Consider the following 17,850-nt stretch of genomic DNA (forward strand, 5'->3'; position numbering starts at 1 on the left):
ATAATGGCAATCTCGAATACATTGCGCAGCGCATATTTGGTGCTGCCACTGGCCCTGATGGCGTGTTCCAACGCCGAAGGTCCAAAGACCGCGTCGGCCACACCGGCGTCGAAGCCTGCGGAAAAGGCACCAACGCCGTTTCCATCCACCTATAAGGCCTATCCCGGTGTCGCGACGGCCATTCGTAATGTCACTGTATATGACGGCGAAGGTGGCAAGATCGACAATGGTGTGGTGTTTATGACCGGCGGCAAGATTAGCAGCGTTGGCGGTCCGGATACGGCTATTCCGGCGGGCGTGAATGTGGTCGATGGTACCGGCAAATTTGTGACGCCGGGCATCATCGATATTCACTCTCATTTGGGTGACTATCCATCGCCATCGGTTGAGGCGCATAGCGACGGCAATGAAGCCACATCGCCCACCACGCCCGAAGTGTGGGCCGAACATAGCGTATGGCCGCAAGACCCTGGTTTCAGCCGTGCGCTCGCCAATGGCGGCGTGACGGCGTTGCAGGTATTGCCGGGTTCGGCAAACCTGATGGGCGGCCGGTCAGTCGTCCTGAAAAACGTCTATGCCCGCACGGTGCAGGGCATGAAGTTTCCTGACGCGCCTTATGGTTTGAAAATGGCGTGCGGTGAAAATCCGAAGCGCGTTTACGGATCCAAAGGCCGTATGCCGTCAACACGCATGGGCAATATCGCCGTGAACCGTCAGACATGGATCAAGGCGCAGGAGTATAAGAAAAAGCGCGATAGCGGCAAAGAATTTACCCGCGACCTCGGCATGGAAACATTGGCTGGCGTGCTGGATGGTGACATCTCGATCCAGAACCACTGCTACCGCGCCGATGAAATGGCGCTCGTCCTCGATATGGCCAAGGAATTTGGGTATAAGGTATCGACATTCCACCATGCGGTAGAAAGCTACAAAATCGCTGATCTGTTGCGCAACAATAAAGTCTGCTCGGCTGTTTGGGCTGATTGGTGGGGCTTCAAGATGGAGGCGTATGACGCCATTCCTGAAAACGCAGCCATCCTGCATAATGCAGGTGCTTGCGTCATCATCCATTCCGATGATGAAAATCAGATTCAGCGTTTGAACCAAGAAGCGGCAAAGGCGCAAGCCGATGGCCGTCGCATGGGTTTCAACATTAGCGATGCCGAAGTCATCAAATGGCTGACCTACAACCCTGCCAAGGCGCTTGGTATTGATGCCAATACGGGCAGCTTAAGGGCTGGCAAAATGGCCGATGTTGTGTTGTGGAACGGCAACCCGTTGAGCGTCTACGCCCGGCCAGACAAGGTCTGGATCGATGGTGCGTTGATGTTTGATGCGAGCAACCCCAAGATACGTCCAGTCAGCGATTTTGAGCTTGGCCAACCCGGTGAAGGAGATGTGAAATGAGGCATTTCCTGTATGCCGCCGCTGCTGTGGCAGCCTTTGCAACGCCTGTTGCCGCCGAAACCATTGCCATCACGGGGGGGCGCGTCGTGGTCGGGGATGGCAGTGCGCCGATTGAAGGTGGCACTGTTGTTATCCGCGACGGTAAAATCGTGGCTGCTGGCGCGCGTGTCACCATACCAGCGGGCGCACGCCAAATTGACGCCACGGGCAAATGGGTGACACCAGGTGTATTTGCCGGTTTCACTCGGCTTGGCCTAGCCGAAGTGGACGCGGTCAACGGCACCAACGACAAAAGCGGCGGTAAAAGCGGTTTTTCCGCGGCTATCGATGTTGCGCCTGCCATTGATCCTTTTAGGTCGCCTTTTGCCGTCAACCGTGCGGCGGGTGTGACCCGCGCTGTGGTTGCACCAGAGGCTGCGGACAATATATTTGCAGGGCAGGGCGCGATTGCCGATCTGGGTGCGGATGGCAATCCGGTCACAAAAGCCCGTGCGTTCCAGTTTGCCGAGTTCGGTGAAGACGGAGCTGCGTCTGCGGGTGGAAGCCGAGCGGGAACGCATCTGCACTTCCGCGCCATGCTGCGTGAGGCCCAAGATTATGCTGCTGGACGTGGCACATTTGATGACGATTTGTTGAAGGCTGAGGATGCCAAGGCGTTGTTGTCCGTCCTTCGCGGTGAAACCCGTTTGCTCATCCATGTTGAAGGCGCAAACGACATGCTTCGCCTGATGGAATTGAAACGGGAATTCCCAGCGATTAAAGTCGTGTTTGTGGGCGTGAGTGAAGGTTGGCGGGTCGCCCGCGAACTCGCACAGGCTGGCATTCCTGTCATTGCGTCCGCACTCAATGATTTGCCTTCAACATTCGAAATGCTGGGTGCGACGCAAAGCAATATTGGCCGGATGAAAGATGCCGGGGTTCAGGTTGCCATTGGCATGATCAACGACCGGGATTCCCACCAATTGCGCTACACAACGCAATATGCCGGCAATATTGTGAGCCTTCAATATGTGCCTGGTGCGACGGGTCTGACCTGGGATGAGGCATTTGCTGCGATCAGCTCAGTTCCCGCAGAGATCATGGGCGTTGGCGACCTTCTTGGCAGCTTGAAAGCAGGTCGGGCGGCAGATGTCGTGGTCTGGGATGGCGACCCGCTTGAGCTCTCAAGTGCCGCTACGACGGTTATCATAGATGGAGTTGAGCAACCGCTCACCAATCGTCAGAATCGCCTGCGTGACCGTTATGCGCGTCCCACGGAAGGTGATTTGCCAAAGGCATATGATCGTTGATTGTGTAACAGCATAACGGGCCGTTCTATCCGGGGTAAGGAGGTGGCGTTTTGGACGATTATCTAACATTGGCCGCCGCGAGCCTATTGTTCGTCGGTAGCCATTTTCTGATGTCGCATCCGTTGCGCGCCATACTTGTGCGTCGGCTCGGCGCGAACGGGTTTATGGCGGTCTATTCGGCCATATCGCTCATTACTTTTGTTTGGATGATTATCGCGTTCGGGCGCGCGCCCAAGGCCGATGGTCTTTGGCCTGTTGGCGATGTCGTCTGGATACTCGCGAGCGCGCTTACACTAATTGCGGCGGTGCTGTTTGCGGGCTCGTTCATCCGCAACCCGTCGCTTCCCGGTGTGCCCGACGCACTGGCCACACAAATGCCCTCGGGGGTGTTTAAGGCGACACGGCATCCCATGATGTGGGGCTTTGCCTTATGGGGGGTGGGCCATATTCTCGTTGCACCACGCATTGACAATTTCATCTTCGCAGGCAGTCTTGTCTTCTTGGCTTTGGTGGGTTCCAAGGCGCAGGAGATCAAAAAAAGTAAGCTGATGGGCGGTCAATGGGCAACGTGGCTACGCCGCACGCATTTCTTTGTCCGTCCCGCCGCATTGTTCCGTGTGGGCATCGGCCCATGGGTCGCAGGTACTTTGATCTGGGCCGTGGCGACATGGGCCCACCCTTATTGGGGCATCGCTGACGCTGGCCTGTTCCGCTGGATTGGCGGTTAATTCTCGGCCTAAAGCCGAACCATCTTCATACCCCGCTCGCCATAACGCGGACCTGACGTGCCACCGCGCGGGGCGGCTGCATCCAGCTTGGCAAGATCATCCATCTCAAGCGCAATATCGCTAGCCTTTGCGCTATCTTCCATTGTCACACGGCGTTTGAAACCGGGAATCGGAACAATATCGCTGCCTTGCGCCAATATCAATGCCAGCGCGATTTGTGCGTGAGAGGCCGCATGCTTCGCCGCAATCTCGCCCAGAACGTCGACAATACAGAGGTTGGCGGCAAAATTGTCGCCCTGAAAACGCGGGTCCTGCCGCCGCCAGTCATTTTCGGGCAGTTCATCAAGGCTTCTGAACGTACCTGTAAGAAATCCGCGACCAAGCGGGGAGTAAGGGACAAAACCAATACCCAAATCGCGGCAAGTCGGCAGAATGTCATCTTCAATATCGCGTTCCCACAGCGAATATTCGCTTTGCAACGCAGAAATCGGCGCAACAGCAGCCGCGCGACGAAGCGTTTCTGGGCCCGCCTCGGACAGACCGATATGCTTGATTTTGCCTTCGGTGATCAGGTCCGCCATCGCGCCAACCGTTTCTTCAATCGGTACATTGGGATCGACGCGGTGCTGATAATATAAATCAAGGCAATCGATGCCGAGGCGTTTCAACGTGCCTTCAACCGCAGTCTTGGCATTCATGGCTGATCCATCGACGCCAACAATATTGCCGCCGTCAAATTTGAAACCGAACTTGCTAGCGATGACGAGGCCATCGCTTCTGCCTTTAATCGCTTGGCCGACCAGTTCCTCATTCTGGAACGGTCCGTAAATTTGCGCCGTGTCGAAAAAGTTGATGCCAAGGTCGATGGCACGGTGAATCGTCTTGATTGCCTCATCCGGGTCGGCATCTTCGCCATATGTGATGTTGCCGCCCTTGATCATGGGCATACAGCCAACGCCGAGTGCGGAGACTTTTAACCCATGACCCAGTTCACGATATTGCATTGGCTTTTTCCTTTTCAGATGCCTCTATGGCCGTAGCAAGCGCCACGTCCATCTGCACATTGCCAGTTGTGCGGAAAATGTCCGGTAGCGTTTCGACAGCGATTAATAGGGCCAAAGGTTCAATCGGGATACCAAGCGCCAAGCAGATAGGCGCGATAGACGTTATGAAGCTGACCGAGCCGGGCAGGCTGACCGCGCCCATGGAGGTCAACGCGGCGATGAAGATTGCGAAGCCATAATCGAAGCCGCTGAGTTCCACCCCAAACCAGTTGGCAACATACAACGCGACAGCCAAGTTCATGGCTGGCCCAGTGACGCGCAACAAAGCGACAGCCATAGGCAGAACAAGGCCGGCGGTCGATTCGCGCACACCAAGCGCCTCGGCTTTTTGCAACATCAGCGGTAAACTCGCGAGTGACGATTGTGTCGATACCGCAAAGGCTTGGACCGGTGCGATCTGTCGCGCATATTCGCTAAAGCGGACCTTTCCGGCAAAAGTTGCGACCAGATATGCAAAGCCGCCGACGATGATGCCGACGATGGAAACCGTGACGATGTAATGGGCAACTGCACCCAGTGCCGCGAACCCCGATCGTGCGCCCACGACAAAGGCCAAGGCAAATACGCCGATTGGTGCGAGTTTTAACACCCATTCAATGACTATAACCATGGCATCGGCAAGCGCGCTGAAAAATCCGGCCATTTGCGCCCTTGGGCCTTGCGCCAGACGCGTTATCGCAAAGGCAAATACTAAAGTGAAGATCAGAAGCGGTAGGATCGAATCATTTGCTGCCGAGGAAATGGGATTAGTCGGCACCAGTGCGACGATAAAGTCGCGCAACGGAGGCTGCTCTGCCACCGCTGGGGCGCCTGTAAGCGCCGCACGTAACGCCGCCGCGCTTTCCGTTGGCATTGGCCATAACGTCAGCAATGTCGGCGTCAGGAGGGCCCCCATGGCCGCCGAAAGACCCATCATGACAACAATCCACGTGACGGTCCGCGCCGCCATGGGGCCAGCGCGCGCCGCCTCTGCGCTTTTGACAATGCCGGTAATCAGCAGCGCCACGACCAGCGGCACGACGGTCATTCGAAGACCGTTAAGCCACAAGGAGCCGACGATATCGAGCCAATAGGCGATTTGCGTTCCAATGGCAGGGATTATCGCGGCAGCGAAAATTCCTAGGGCAAGCCCTATCACGAGGGCGAGGAGAATACGTGTAGCGTTAGACATAGCATCGGGTCTTGCCAGCCAGTCGCTCCCTATGCAAGGGAGAGGCATGGCAGTGCGGAAAAAACGTTGAACAACCGCAAAAGAGCAGGAACGCAAATGGCGCGCAAATATTTCGGAACGGACGGCATCAGAGGGCGCAGCAACGTCGGTGCTATGACACCGGAGATGGCGATGAAAGTCGGCCAAGCAGCGGGCACGCATTTCCTGCGTGGTGGGCACAAGCATCGCGTCGTCATTGGCAAGGATACGCGCTTGTCCGGCTATATGATTGAGAATGCTTTAGTGGCTGGCTTCACGAGCGTCGGCATGGATGTGGTCCAGTTTGGCCCGATTCCGACGCCTGCTGTCGCGTTGCTCACACGGTCGATGCGCGCGGATCTGGGCGTGATGATTTCGGCCAGTCACAACCCATATGAGGATAATGGCATTAAGCTGTTCGGTCCCGATGGCTTTAAGTTGTCAGACGCGGACGAACTGGCCATTGAGGCTTTGCTGGATGCACCGCTTGCATTGGCGGACGCGGCAGATGTGGGGCGTGCGCGGCGTATTGAAGACAGCCGGGGCCGCTATATTCATGCGGTAAAGGCATCGGTACCAGAACATATCCGTTTTGACGGCCTGCATGTGGTGCTCGATTGCGCCAATGGTGCGGCTTATCAAGTCGCGCCGACCGCGATTTGGGAATTGGGCGCAAAAGTAACGTCAATTGGTATTGAACCCAATGGCAAGAACATCAATCATAAGGTCGGATCAACCCATGTCGTGACGTTGCAGGAAACTGTGGTCGCAGCGGGTGCCGATATCGGCATTGCGCTTGATGGCGACGCTGATCGCTTAATCGTTGTGGACGAACATGGTCGCATCGTAGATGGCGACCAGATCATGGCATTGCTCGGCAGCGCCATGAGCCGCAGCGGCAAGCTGACTGGCGGGGGTATTGTTGCGACGGTGATGTCCAATTTGGGCCTTGAACGCTATCTGGAAACACAGGACTTGCGCCTCATTCGCGCGAAAGTGGGTGACCGCTATGTCCTTGAAGAAATGCGTAAGCACGGCATCAATGTTGGCGGTGAGCAATCGGGTCATATGATCATGTTGGACCACGCCACGACGGGCGATGGCACCATAGCCGCGTTGCAGGTGCTGACCCAGCTTGTCGCCAGCGGGAAGCCCGCAAGTGAAGTGCTGCACTTGTTCGATCCTGTTCCCCAACTACTTAAAAATGTTCGCTTTTCCGGCGGCAAGCCGCTTGATAACCCAGATGTTCAGGCCGTTATTGCAAAGGCCGAGGCCGAACTGGCGGGCAACGGCCGTTTGGTGATCCGCCCGTCGGGGACTGAACCGGTTATCCGCGTGATGGCGGAAGGCGATGACGCGGCGCAGGTTGAGCGTATTGTGGATGGCATTTGCGACGCGGTAAGGATCGCCGCAGGCTAATGACCAAAGGCACGACCGCCCGCATATTGATTATCGCTGGTTCCGACAGCGGTGGCGGCGCTGGGATTCAGGCGGATATCAAGACGGTGACGATGCTTGGCGGCCATGCGATGACGGCGGTGACAGCCATTACCGCGCAGAATACGCTGGGCGTCGATGCTGTGCACATGGTTCCAACGCAGATGGTGATTGACCAAATTAGCGCAGTCGTCAGCGACATTGGCGTGGACGCAGTCAAAATCGGAATGATTGGCAATGCGGACACCGCGCATGCGGTGGCCGACAGTCTTTCGGACCAGTCTTTCCCGATCATATTCGATCCCGTCATGGTCGCGACGAGCGGCGCGGTTTTGGCGGATGCGGATACCATAGCCGCATTTGAACGGCTTATGCGGCTTGCCACGCTGACGACGCCCAACCTGCCAGAGCTGGAAGCTTTGGGCGGTAAGGATGCTTTGCTCGCGCGGCGGTTTCCGTTGTTGCTGAAGGGCGGCCACGCGGACGGGGATGATATCATCGACGAACTGCATCTCGCGCCTGGGCAAAGCGAAATTTGGCGCGACGCGCGCATACACACGCGCAGCACGCACGGCACCGGATGCACATTGGCCACGGCCATCGCGACGGGCCTTGGGCAGGGGATGGAGCTTGTCCCCGCCATAGAGCGCGCGCGCCTGTTCGTGCGGCTCGCGCTGCGTGATGCGCCGGGGCTTGGGCAGGGTCATGGCCCTATGGGGCATCAATCGGTGCGCGAGGACGCTATGGTCGCTGGCCCGTCGCTCAATCATGTGACCGTGGGTTGCCGCGATTATGCGGCGTCGTTGGACTTCTATACGGCGCTTGGGCTTCCGTTAATCGTTGATAGCCCGTCCAGCGGCTATGCGCGATTTGAAGCGCCCAATGGCGTCACCTTTTCCATATATCAACGTGACGATATCGCGACATCGACCATAATTTATTTTGAAAGCAAGCGCCTCGATGCGTGGGTAACGGAGCTGGTCAGCCAAGGCTACGCCTTTGAACAATTGCCGCAGGATGAAAGCTGGGGCTGGCGTGAGGCGCGTTTGTTGGATCCTGCGGGGAATATGGTGTGCCTCTATAAAGCTGGTGAAAATCGGCGCTATCCTGCTTGGCGGATATGATTTTCGGCGTCGACGAGGCCGGGCGTGGGCCGCTTGCAGGGCCGGTGGTCGCGGCGGCGGTATTATTGTGCAAACCGCGTCCGTCTGGACTGGACGACAGCAAGAAACTAACCGCCGCGCGCCGTGCGGAGTTGGAAGCCGCGATCAAACGCCGCTGCCAATGGGCGGTTGGCGTTGTCGAAGTTGAGGACATTGACCGCCTGAATATTTTTGGCGCAACAATGCTGGCCATGACCTTGGCGGTGGATGCCTTGTGCGTGAAACTTGGTTCTGATCCGCTTGAAGTGCTGGTGGACGGCAACATGACGCCAATGGGCCGATGTCGCGAATGGCGTTGGACAGCGCGTGCAATAGTCGGCGGTGATGCGATTGAACCCTGCATTTCAGCGGCGTCAATTATCGCCAAAGAGCATCGTGACCGGATAATGTGTGCCGCCGCCGAGCAGCATGCGCATTATGGTTGGGAAAAGAACAAAGGCTATGGCACGCCTGACCATTTGGCCGCGCTGCGGGCGCATGGTCCGACGCCTTTGCACCGGAAAAGCTTCGCGCCGGTCGCACAACTGCTTTTACTGTAATTTTTTTGGGGCAGTGAGTCCTTCGGGTAACACCACTAGGGGTTGAGTCTGCTTAGATTCGCAAGACTCCACATATTGTGCCGGACTCGTTTCGTTCCGCCTATATGACGGCAACATGACCGCTGTTCTGAGGAATCCCGAACCATCAACGACCTTGACCCAAGGGCCGTGCTGACTCATCGCAATTTGGTAAGCGCCAAAGGGAGCACGCAATGGGTGTTATTGAGAAAATTAGACCAGCAACAAAAGCAAAGCTGGCACCGGCGCACGACCTGCCGCGTAATCAGATTTTGCGGATGGACTGCATTGCGGCCATGCGCTCCTTACCTGATTGTTCCATCGACATGGTCTTTGCCGATCCGCCCTATAATTTGCAACTGGGCGGGGATTTGTTGCGCCCTGACAATAGCAAGGTCGACGCTGTCAACGATGAATGGGACAAGTTTGCAAGCTTTGCGATTTATGACAAATTCACCCGCGAATGGCTGGCCGAGGCGCGGCGTATCTTAAAGCCCAATGGCTCGCTTTGGGTGATTGGTAGCTACCACAATATCTTTCGCGTTGGCACGGCGGTGCAGGACGCTGGATATTGGATTCTGAACGACATCGTTTGGCGCAAATCCAACCCAATGCCCAATTTCAAGGGCACGCGATTTACCAACGCGCACGAAACGCTCATTTGGGCATCGAAAAGCGAGAAGTCGAAATATACCTTCAACTATCGCGCGATGAAGACGTTGAATGACGAACTTCAAATGCGGTCCGATTGGTTGATTCCGATTTGTGGCGGGCAAGAGCGGTTGAAGCGCAATGGTGTGAAGGCCCACCCAACGCAAAAACCCGAAGCACTGCTGTATCGTATTTTGCTGGCCTGTACGAAGCCAGGTGACGTGGTCCTTGATCCGTTTTTCGGAACGGGCACAACCGGTGCGGTTGCGCGGCGTCTTGGCCGTGACTGGATTGGTTGCGAACGTGAGGCCGTCTATTGCGAAGTCGCTGAGGAGCGCATTGCGGCGGCATTACCACTGGACGAAAGCGCCATTAAAACCATGCAATCACCAAAGTCTGCGCCAAAGGTCGCCTTTGGCCAATTGGTTGAGGCTGGCTATCTTAATCCCGGCACGAAACTGTTTGACCGCAAGCGTCAGTTTGAGGCGATGGTGCGCGCCGATGGATCTATCCTATGCGGCGTGGTGGACGGATCGATCCACAAGGTCGGTTCAAGCATTCAAAATGCGCCAAGCTGCAACGGTTGGACCTATTGGCACTATGCCGCCGCCGATGGCGCAATGAAGCCGATTGACGACCTGCGCCAAACCTATTTGCTCGCAACCGAGCCGTGACAAAAATCTATCTTCGTCCCACTGGCTTTGTGGAAAGCCCCCAGCGGCACGAAGGTGAAAGCTTGCGTTTGGCGGGAACCATGCTGTGGTTCTCGCAACTCGAATATATCACACGCGACCTAAAATCGACGCAGCGGCAATTGGTGTCCGTTGGCCAATGGAATGTTTTTGCGGCGGCACTGCCGCAGTCTGCCCGCGAACGGTGCGCGTTACTGCTCGGTCGCATAACGGCTCCCCGCGCTGCACTGCAGTTGGGCGCGCGAATGATCAGGCTTGATCAACCGCATGTCATGGCGATTATCAATGCGACCCCAGACAGCTTTTCGGATGGGGGCAAGAATGTAGATCCGGAAATTGCGGCCGAAGCGGCTATCGCGATGTCGAGCGCTGGTGCGGCCATCATTGACATTGGCGGAGAGTCTACGCGGCCAGGGGCGCCTTTGGTCTGGGAAGGCGACGAGCTAAATCGGGTCGTGCCGCTGATCCGCAGGCTCGCTGGAGCTGGGGCTGCGATCTCCATCGATACGCGCAAGGCGTTGGTGATGGAGGGTGCATTGCAAGCTGGCGCGACGATGATCAATGACATCTCGGCGCTTTTATACGACGATCGCGCCGTCGAAGTCGCGCGCAAGGGCAATGTTCCTGTGGTCCTGATGCACGCCCCGAGCCAAAGCAGCGACCCGCATAAAGACGGTAAATATGACGATGTCGTATACGATGTGTTCGACTGGCTTGAACAGCGGGTTTCGGCGGTCGAAGCTGTAGGGTTGTCGCGTGAAGCAATATTGGTCGATCCGGGTATCGGGTTCGGAAAGACACTCGCCGATAATCTGGCGATCATCAACAATCTGGCAATCTATCATGGACTGGGTTGCGCCTTATTGTTTGGCGCAAGCCGCAAAAGATTGATTGGTGCGCTTTCAAATGAGGCGGGCGCAACCGATCGTCTTGGCGGTTCAATCTTCCTCGCCATGAAAGCAGTGGAGCAGGGCGCACATATTGTCCGCGTTCATGATGCTGCCGAAACTGTGCAGGCTATTCACGTCTGGCGCGGTCTTCGGGATGCGGCGTTAACGGCGCCTATATAGTCTACAGTCCTTTGGCGGCCTTGACCCCGTGCCCAATGGCGGGCAACTTCATGGCGGTAAGGAGAGAGTTAAAATGCTGATGAAATATATCATTGGGTACATCGCAACTGGCATCGCCTTTGCGCTCATCGATAGCGTCTGGCTGCGGACCATGTACACGCGGCTGTATCAGCCAGAAATCGGCGAAATGATGATGAAGAATGGTTTCCGTTTGGGGCCGGCCATCATTTTTTATCTGCTGTATATTTTGGGCATGATGATCTTCGCTGTCGGGCCAGCGCTGCTGACGGGCAAGTGGCAGACTGCGCTCATTTGGGGCGCGTTGATGGGCTTCTTTTGCTATATGACCTATGATTTGACCAATTATGCGACGTTAAAAGTGTGGAGCATGAAAGTCACCATACTCGACATCATTTGGGGCACATTTCTGACAGGCTCTGCTTCGCTGGTCGGCTTTTGGATTACGCAAGCTTTGCTTGGCAAAAGCACTTAGGGTCAGGACCACTTAAATCCACCATCGCGGCGTCAAAATGGCCTCAAACCGCGAAGGTGTAAGTGGTCCTGACTCTAAGCGGCATCGCTGATCCCAAGGTCAGCAAGCTTTCGGTACAAGGTTGACCTGCCGATACCCAATCGGCGGGCAACCTCGGTCATCCGGCCGCTATAATGACCGATAGCAAGCCGGATGACGTCGGCCTCAATTTCTTCGAGCGAACGCATGTTGCCGTCATGTTCATACAGCGTGACGCCAATACCGTCATTTGATCCGGCACCGGCGGACCCACCATTGCGGGGAACGCCAACGGTCTGGGAAATCTGCGGAAACTCCTCTGGCGTCAGAGCGTCGCGATCGCACAAGACAGCGGCGCGAAACAACGCACTTTGCAACTGACGCACATTGCCGGGCCAGTCATAGCCGCGCAACATAATGAGTGCCTCGTCTGTGATTCCAAGGCTACGAAGACCAGGCTGGCTTGCCATGCGGCCCAGGAAATGGCGCGCCAAGGCAGGAATGTCCGATGTGCGTTCGCGCAGCGGGGGAATCGTTAGCTGGACGACATTCAGCCGGTAATAAAGGTCTTCCCGAAATTCGCCGGTTTCTAGCCTGTCGGAGAGGTTATAGTTGCTGGCCGATATAAGGCGTGCATCAATACGGTAACTATGGGCCGCGCCAACGGGTGAGATTTCGCCATGCGTGAGTAAACGGACCAACCGGACTTGTGTGTCGCAGGGAAGCTTGTCGACTTCATCAAGAAACACAGTTCCGCCTTCGGCCTGTTGGAAAATGCCAATATGGCGGTCAAATGCACCAGCAAAAGCACCTCTTTCATGCCCAAAGAGAACAGAGTTCAGCAAAGTATCTGGAATCGCGCTGCAATTTACCTTCAGATATGGCAATTTTGCGCGCGGGCTAGCGGCTTGAATGGCATCTGCGACAACTTCCTTTCCAACGCCATGTTCGCCTTCGATGAAGATTGGTGCGCGGCTGCGTGCGGCCTTGGCCGCGATCGCCAGCGCCGTTCGAAACGCAGGCGCGGAGCCGATGATTTCCTCAAACGCCAACGGTTGGCTGATTTTTTCGGTCAATGGGTATAGTTCTCCCAAAGCCATGCTTTTGTCCGCAGCCATGCGCAATGCGGCGATGATCCGTTCGGGCGCGACAGGCTTTAGGATATAATTCCACGCACCAGCACGCATTGCGCCAATGGCATCCTCGATCGACCCGATTGACGTCATAAGCAACAGGGGCAGGGCAGGGCGGCGGTCCTTGAGTTCGGATATAAACGACGCGGATTCAGCGCCAAGTCCGCATTGGTCTATGAGGATTGCGTCCAGCATCATGCCGTCCTGCGTTCCCAGCAGGTCAATTGCCGATTCGACATCGCGCGCAAATATCGTGCGCCATCCCGCACGCGATGCAACGGCCGAAACCAGCCTGCATTGGGCTGGTTCGTCGTCCATAAGCAACAATAACCGTGTATCTCTTTCGTGCATGCGCCGTCCATTCATGGTCCTTGCGCATGCTGGTAACGCAAATGGGTAAAGAGCTAATTAAGCAGTCATGATATTTTCTTTGTTCATCATGCTTGAGCATTGGAAAATCACCAGTTAAGGCGGTTGCGTAATATAATTTTACACGGAGGCTGTTTTGACAAACGATCATGACCTTGGACCCGCAAAAGAAACATATTCGGGTTTCGTCACATTTTTCAAATGGGGTACAATTGTTACCGCGATTGTTACCGCTATAGTAGTATTGATCATCGCAAGCCGTGCTGCTTAAGTGGTAAAGATTGCTGTACTAAGGGAAACCACTCCCGGCGAAGCCCGCGTTTCTGCATCCCCTGAAACCGTCAAGAAATTCATTGCGCTTGGCGCGACAGTTTCGGTCGAAAATGAAGCAGGCGCAGGGGCGTCCATTGGTGACGGCGATTATGCAAATGCGGGCGCTGCTGTGGGAAATCTGGCTGCGGTCCTGAAGGATGCGGACATTGTTTTGGGCGTTCAGGGCCCAGATCCAAAGGCGTTGAAGGGCATGAAGCCCGGTGCTTGGTTGGTTGCCGGACTTGACCCCTTTGGTCAGCGTTCACGCATTGATGCTTATGCCAAGGCGGGCGTAGAAGCGCTGGCGATGGAATTCATGCCGCGCATTACGCGTGCGCAATCGATGGACATATTGTCGTCGCAATCGAACCTGTCGGGATATAAGGCGGTGATTGAGGCGGCGTCGGTCTATGGCCGGGCCTTCCCAATGATGATGACCGCCGCTGGCACCATTAGCGCCGCGAGGGCGTTTATCATGGGTGTTGGCGTGGCCGGGCTTCAGGCGATTGCCACCGCACGGCGCTTAGGCGCTCAGGTTTCGGCAACCGACGTGCGCTCTGCTACGAAGGAACAGATTGAATCCTTGGGTGCAAAGGCAATTTTCGTTGAGAATGTCGCCGGAATACAAGGCGAGGGCGCTGGCGGATATGCGACCGAAATGTCCGACGAATATAAGGCAGCGCAAGCCGAATTGGTCTCCGCGCATATCGCCAAGCAGGACATCGTCATTACCACCGCGTTGATTCCGGGCCGCCCCGCACCGCGTCTGGTGTCTGACGCGCAGATTGCGAGCATGAAGCCCGGTTCGGTCATTTTCGACCTTGCCGTTGCGCAAGGCGGCAATGTCGAAGGGTCCAAGGCAGACGAAATCGTCATCAAACATGGCGTAAAAATCATTGGCTATAGCAACACGCCAGCGCATTTGGCGGCGGACGCATCGGCCCTGTATGCGCGCAACCTGTTCAATTTCCTTTCCGCTTTTTGGGACAAGGAAGCTGGCAAGCCTGTGTTGCCGGATGACGATGAAATTACCGCAGCAATTCGCCTGACCAAAGATGGTAAGGTTGTGAATGAACGGCTTATGGCGTGATGCGAGGTGACGTCCGGGAGGCTGTATCTCGCCATCGCTGGTGGGTCATATTGGCTGTGGTCGTGATATTTGGATATTCAGTCGGCAAAGACATGGCGATGCGCGATAATGCGGCCGACGCGCTTAACGAGGCTGATTTCGCTTTGCGCGACAGTAGCGGCCCACTTGGGGAGTTAGCTAAGTGATAGGCATAGGTCTGGCTAGGAACAAAATCCTCCCCCTCTGGGGGAGGTGGCAGCGCGAAGCGCTGACGGAGGGGGTTTGAAATGGAAGACCACACCCCAGAAGCTCTGCAACTCGCACGCAAATTACGCGGCGAGATGACTTTGCCGGAAGTTTTGCTGTGGCGTTTGCTAAAAGGCAAGCCGATGGGCTTGAAGTTCCGCAAGCAGCACCCGATCAAAAATTTCGTGTTGGATTTCTACTGCGTCGAAAAGCGCATAGCCATCGAAGTTGATGGCATCGCCCACGACATGGGCAATCGCCCCGAACGTGATGCCAGTCGGGATGCAAAGCTCCGCGCCTTGGGCATTGAAGTTGTTCGGGTCCCTGTCGCCGATGTTTTGCGCGACGTTGAAAACGCTGCTGACGCCATCGTGCGCCTTTGTACCGACAGACCCCCACCGTCAGCCCTTCGGGCTGCCACCTCCCCCAATGGGGGAGGATTTACTGGAGCTCACTTATAATGGACTTTATTTCAATCTTATCCATCTTCGTGATGGCCTGTTTTGTGGGCTATTATGTCGTCTGGTCAGTAACGCCTGCGCTCCACACGCCGTTGATGGCGGTGACGAACGCGATTTCTTCCGTCATTATCGTCGGTGCGTTGATCGCCGGGGCGGCAGGGGGGTCACCCACGGCAAAATGGCTTGGTTTGATCGCCGTGGCCTTGGCCAGCGTCAATATCTTTGGTGGCTTTGCGGTCACGGCGCGCATGCTCGCCATGTATAAGAAAAAGGAGCGTTAAGTTGGAACATGTTGCTCCTCCCGCTTGGGTCATGCTCGCTTATTTGATTTCGGGCGTATTTTTTATATTGGCGCTGCGCGGACTGTCGTCGCCTGCAACATCGCAACAGGGTAACCGCTTTGGCATGGCCGGTATGTTGATTGCCGTGGTCACTACCTTAGTCACGCATGAAGTCGCGTCGCTGCCTGAAATCCTCGGCGCAATCGCCATCGGGGGCGGCATTGGGTGGGTCACGGCACGCAAGATTGCCATGACCGACATGCCGCAGCTTGTGGCGGCCTTCCACTCGCTCGTTGGGATGGCCGCAGTGCTGGTTGCTGCCGCCGCATTCCTCAACCCTGTTGCCTTTGGCATTGCCGGTGAAGACGGCCTTATAAACCCCGTCAGCCGCGTTGAAATGGGCTTGGGCATCGCCATTGGCGCGATCACCTTTTCAGGCTCAGTCATCGCTTTCCTGAAGCTGGCGGGCAAAATGTCGGGCGCGCCCATCCTCTTGCCGCTTCGCCATGTCATCAACCTGGGCACCTTGGCAGCGATCCTTGGCCTCATTGGTTACTTCACCGTGGACCAAAGCCCTTGGATTTTCTGGACCGTTACTGCGCTTGCTTTCCTCATTGGCTTTTTGCTTATCATTCCCATCGGCGGCGCGGATATGCCGGTCGTGGTGTCGATGCTGAACAGCTATTCCGGTTGGGCCGCCGCCGCCATGGGCTTCACGCTGCACAACACGGCGATGATTATCACAGGCGCATTGGTCGGCTCGTCAGGGGCGATTTTGTCTTACATCATGTGCAAGGCCATGAACCGGAGCTTCATCAGCGTTATCGCGGGCGGCTTTGGCGCGGAGGCGGCTGTCTCCAGCGGTGAAGCCAAGGAGCAGCGGCCATGGAAGCGTGGCTCTGCCGAAGATGCGGCCTATATGATGCAACAGGCCGAAAGCGTTATCATCGTGCCCGGATACGGCATGGCGGTTGCGCAGGCGCAGCATATCTTGCGCGAAATGGCAGATGTTTTGAAGAAACAGGGCGTTTCGGTAAAATATGCTATCCACCCTGTTGCCGGACGTATGCCCGGCCACATGAACGTTTTGTTGGCTGAGGCATCGGTGCCGTATGACGAAGTGTTCGAGCTTGAAGATATCAACAGCGAATTTGCCCAAGCCGATGTCGCCTTTATCATCGGCGCGAATGACGTTGTGAACCCTGCGGCGAAAACCGACAAGACGTCGCCGATTTACGGTATGCCGGTGTTTGACGTCGACAAGGCAAAGACCGTGTTCTTCGTGAAGCGTTCGATGGGCGGCGTTGGCTATGCCGGCGTCGACAATGACGTGTTCTATATGGATCAAACGATGATGCTTCTCGCCGATGCGAAGAAGATGTGTGAGGACATCGTCAAAGCCTTGCAGCATTAGGCCAGTTCAAGCTATCGATAGATAAATGCCGTCCCGAGCGAACTCGGGGCGGTCTTTGTTTCTCTATCAAAGGTAATGAGCATGCGTAAATTGGGACTGATCGGTGGGTTAAGCTGGTATTCCACTGAACTTTATTACGCACATATCAATAAACAGGTCCTGCGGCGGACCAACGGGACGTGCAATGCGCCGTTGTTGATCGAGAGCCTCAATTTCTGCGACGTTGGCAAGGCCAGCACACCAGAAGACTGGGCGCATGTTGCAGAAGTGCTGATCGCATCAGCGCGCCGTCTTGAGCAAGCCGGAGCCACCGCCTTGCTTATTTGCGCCAACAGCATGCATAAAGTGTTTGATGACGTCGCCGGAGCGGTTTCGATCCCGCTCATCCATATTGCCGACGCGGTCGGTGAGAAGATGAAGGCCGACGCGGTCTCATCTGCCGCATTATTAGGCACGGCAAATGTCATGGCCGAAAACTGGTATCGTCAGCGCCTGGTTAAGCATGGCGTTTCTTTATTGCCCGCCGAAATGGACGATGTGAAAGATCTAGAGCGCATCATCTATGATGAACTTATGCACGGCGTGGTGAAGCGCGATTCCGAACGGACGTTGAAAACGATCATCACCGAAATTGATCAACAAGGCATCAAGGCGGTTGTGCTGGGTTGCACCGAATTAAGCATGTTGGTCGATACCAAAGCCAATGTCCTGCCTATTTATGACAGCACCGAAATTCATGCCGACGCAGGGGTCGACTGGATTTTGGGGGATGCAATGTAACGCGGCTTGGCCATCACGCCCACGCCA

At 56.0% G+C, this 17,850-nt stretch carries 18 protein-coding genes; 15 read left to right on the forward strand and 3 right to left on the reverse strand.

Going from position 1 to position 17,850, the window contains the following annotated elements:
• The first annotated feature begins 3 nt into the window (after positions 1–3).
• From HEQ34_RS03960 to HEQ34_RS03970, 3 genes are read left to right on the forward strand one after another with little or no spacing between them, the layout of a single operon-like run.
• The gene (locus tag HEQ34_RS03960; RefSeq protein WP_296197703.1) at positions 4–1,407 is read left to right on the forward strand and encodes an amidohydrolase; all 1,404 of its coding nucleotides are present in this window, start codon (positions 4–6) and stop codon (positions 1,405–1,407) included.
• Positions 1,404–2,696: an amidohydrolase family protein gene (locus HEQ34_RS03965; protein ID WP_296197706.1), complete on the forward strand. Its 1,293-nt coding sequence runs from the start codon at positions 1,404–1,406 to the stop codon at positions 2,694–2,696. Before HEQ34_RS03960 ends, HEQ34_RS03965 begins: the two co-directional genes overlap by 4 nt.
• Positions 2,697–2,746: 50 nt before the next feature.
• On the forward strand, positions 2,747–3,424 hold the full coding sequence (locus HEQ34_RS03970; protein ID WP_296197708.1) for an NnrU family protein: 678 nt from the start codon (positions 2,747–2,749) through the stop codon (positions 3,422–3,424).
• Between the two features lie 8 nt (positions 3,425–3,432).
• On the opposite strand, the gene HEQ34_RS03975 is transcribed toward HEQ34_RS03970, so the two are convergent.
• Both HEQ34_RS03975 and HEQ34_RS03980 read right to left on the reverse strand, forming a co-directional pair.
• Positions 3,433–4,428: an aldo/keto reductase gene (locus HEQ34_RS03975; protein ID WP_296197710.1), complete on the reverse strand. Its 996-nt coding sequence runs from the start codon at positions 4,426–4,428 to the stop codon at positions 3,433–3,435.
• Positions 4,415–5,659 carry a dicarboxylate/amino acid:cation symporter gene (locus HEQ34_RS03980; protein WP_296197712.1) on the reverse strand — a complete coding sequence of 415 codons (1,245 nt, stop codon included), beginning with the start codon at positions 5,657–5,659 and terminating at the stop codon, positions 4,415–4,417. Before HEQ34_RS03980 ends, HEQ34_RS03975 begins: the two co-directional genes overlap by 14 nt.
• Positions 5,660–5,755: 96 nt before the next feature.
• Between HEQ34_RS03980 and glmM the strand changes: the two genes are divergently transcribed.
• From glmM to HEQ34_RS04010, 6 genes are all read left to right on the forward strand, one after another.
• Positions 5,756–7,096 (forward strand): phosphoglucosamine mutase, encoded by a 1,341-nt coding sequence (glmM, locus tag HEQ34_RS03985; protein WP_296197715.1) that lies wholly within the window; start codon positions 5,756–5,758, stop codon positions 7,094–7,096.
• On the forward strand, positions 7,096–8,238 hold the full coding sequence (thiD, locus tag HEQ34_RS03990) for a bifunctional hydroxymethylpyrimidine kinase/phosphomethylpyrimidine kinase (RefSeq protein WP_296197718.1): 1,143 nt from the start codon (positions 7,096–7,098) through the stop codon (positions 8,236–8,238). The genes glmM and thiD overlap by 1 nt, the downstream gene beginning before the upstream one ends.
• Positions 8,235–8,816, forward strand: a complete 582-nt coding sequence (locus tag HEQ34_RS03995; protein ID WP_296197721.1) for a ribonuclease HII — start codon at positions 8,235–8,237, stop codon at positions 8,814–8,816. Before thiD ends, HEQ34_RS03995 begins: the two co-directional genes overlap by 4 nt.
• 212 nt (positions 8,817–9,028) lie before the next feature.
• Positions 9,029–10,159, forward strand: a complete 1,131-nt coding sequence (locus HEQ34_RS04000; RefSeq protein WP_296197724.1) for a DNA methyltransferase — start codon at positions 9,029–9,031, stop codon at positions 10,157–10,159.
• Complete coding sequence (gene folP / locus HEQ34_RS04005; protein ID WP_296197726.1) at positions 10,156–11,247, forward strand: dihydropteroate synthase; 1,092 nt, start codon at positions 10,156–10,158, stop codon at positions 11,245–11,247. Before HEQ34_RS04000 ends, folP begins: the two co-directional genes overlap by 4 nt.
• Before the next feature lie 73 nt (positions 11,248–11,320).
• Positions 11,321–11,740, forward strand: a complete 420-nt coding sequence (locus HEQ34_RS04010; RefSeq protein WP_296197729.1) for a DUF2177 family protein — start codon at positions 11,321–11,323, stop codon at positions 11,738–11,740.
• A gap of 74 nt (positions 11,741–11,814) precedes the next feature.
• Here the strand turns inward: HEQ34_RS04010 and HEQ34_RS04015 are convergent, their stop codons facing one another.
• The gene (locus HEQ34_RS04015) at positions 11,815–13,242 is read right to left on the reverse strand and encodes a sigma-54 dependent transcriptional regulator (protein ID WP_296197730.1); all 1,428 of its coding nucleotides are present in this window, start codon (positions 13,240–13,242) and stop codon (positions 11,815–11,817) included.
• A 289-nt stretch (positions 13,243–13,531) separates the two neighbouring features.
• Between HEQ34_RS04015 and HEQ34_RS04020 the strand changes: the two genes are divergently transcribed.
• The 6 genes from HEQ34_RS04020 (at position 13,532) to HEQ34_RS04045 (ending at position 17,823) form a co-directional block, all read left to right on the forward strand.
• Entirely contained in the window at positions 13,532–14,662 is a 1,131-nt protein-coding gene (locus HEQ34_RS04020) for an NAD(P) transhydrogenase subunit alpha (RefSeq protein WP_296197733.1), read from the forward strand.
• On the forward strand, positions 14,659–14,847 hold the full coding sequence (locus HEQ34_RS04025; protein WP_296197736.1) for a hypothetical protein: 189 nt from the start codon (positions 14,659–14,661) through the stop codon (positions 14,845–14,847). Before HEQ34_RS04020 ends, HEQ34_RS04025 begins: the two co-directional genes overlap by 4 nt.
• Before the next feature lie 81 nt (positions 14,848–14,928).
• Positions 14,929–15,348 carry a DUF559 domain-containing protein gene (locus HEQ34_RS04030; protein ID WP_296197738.1) on the forward strand — a complete coding sequence of 140 codons (420 nt, stop codon included), beginning with the start codon at positions 14,929–14,931 and terminating at the stop codon, positions 15,346–15,348.
• Positions 15,348–15,629, forward strand: a complete 282-nt coding sequence (locus tag HEQ34_RS04035) for an NAD(P) transhydrogenase subunit alpha (protein WP_296197744.1) — start codon at positions 15,348–15,350, stop codon at positions 15,627–15,629. The genes HEQ34_RS04030 and HEQ34_RS04035 overlap by 1 nt, the downstream gene beginning before the upstream one ends.
• A 31-nt stretch (positions 15,630–15,660) precedes the next feature.
• On the forward strand, positions 15,661–17,043 hold the full coding sequence (locus tag HEQ34_RS04040) for an NAD(P)(+) transhydrogenase (Re/Si-specific) subunit beta (protein ID WP_296198070.1): 1,383 nt from the start codon (positions 15,661–15,663) through the stop codon (positions 17,041–17,043).
• 81 nt (positions 17,044–17,124) lie between these two features.
• Entirely contained in the window at positions 17,125–17,823 is a 699-nt protein-coding gene (locus HEQ34_RS04045; RefSeq protein WP_296197746.1) for an amino acid racemase, read from the forward strand.
• Positions 17,824–17,850 lie beyond the last annotated feature (27 nt).

Origin of the sequence: Sphingorhabdus sp. (genome assembly GCF_023910635.1) — a bacterium.
In the GTDB taxonomy this organism is placed as follows: Bacteria; Pseudomonadota; Alphaproteobacteria; order Sphingomonadales; family Sphingomonadaceae; genus Sphingorhabdus_B.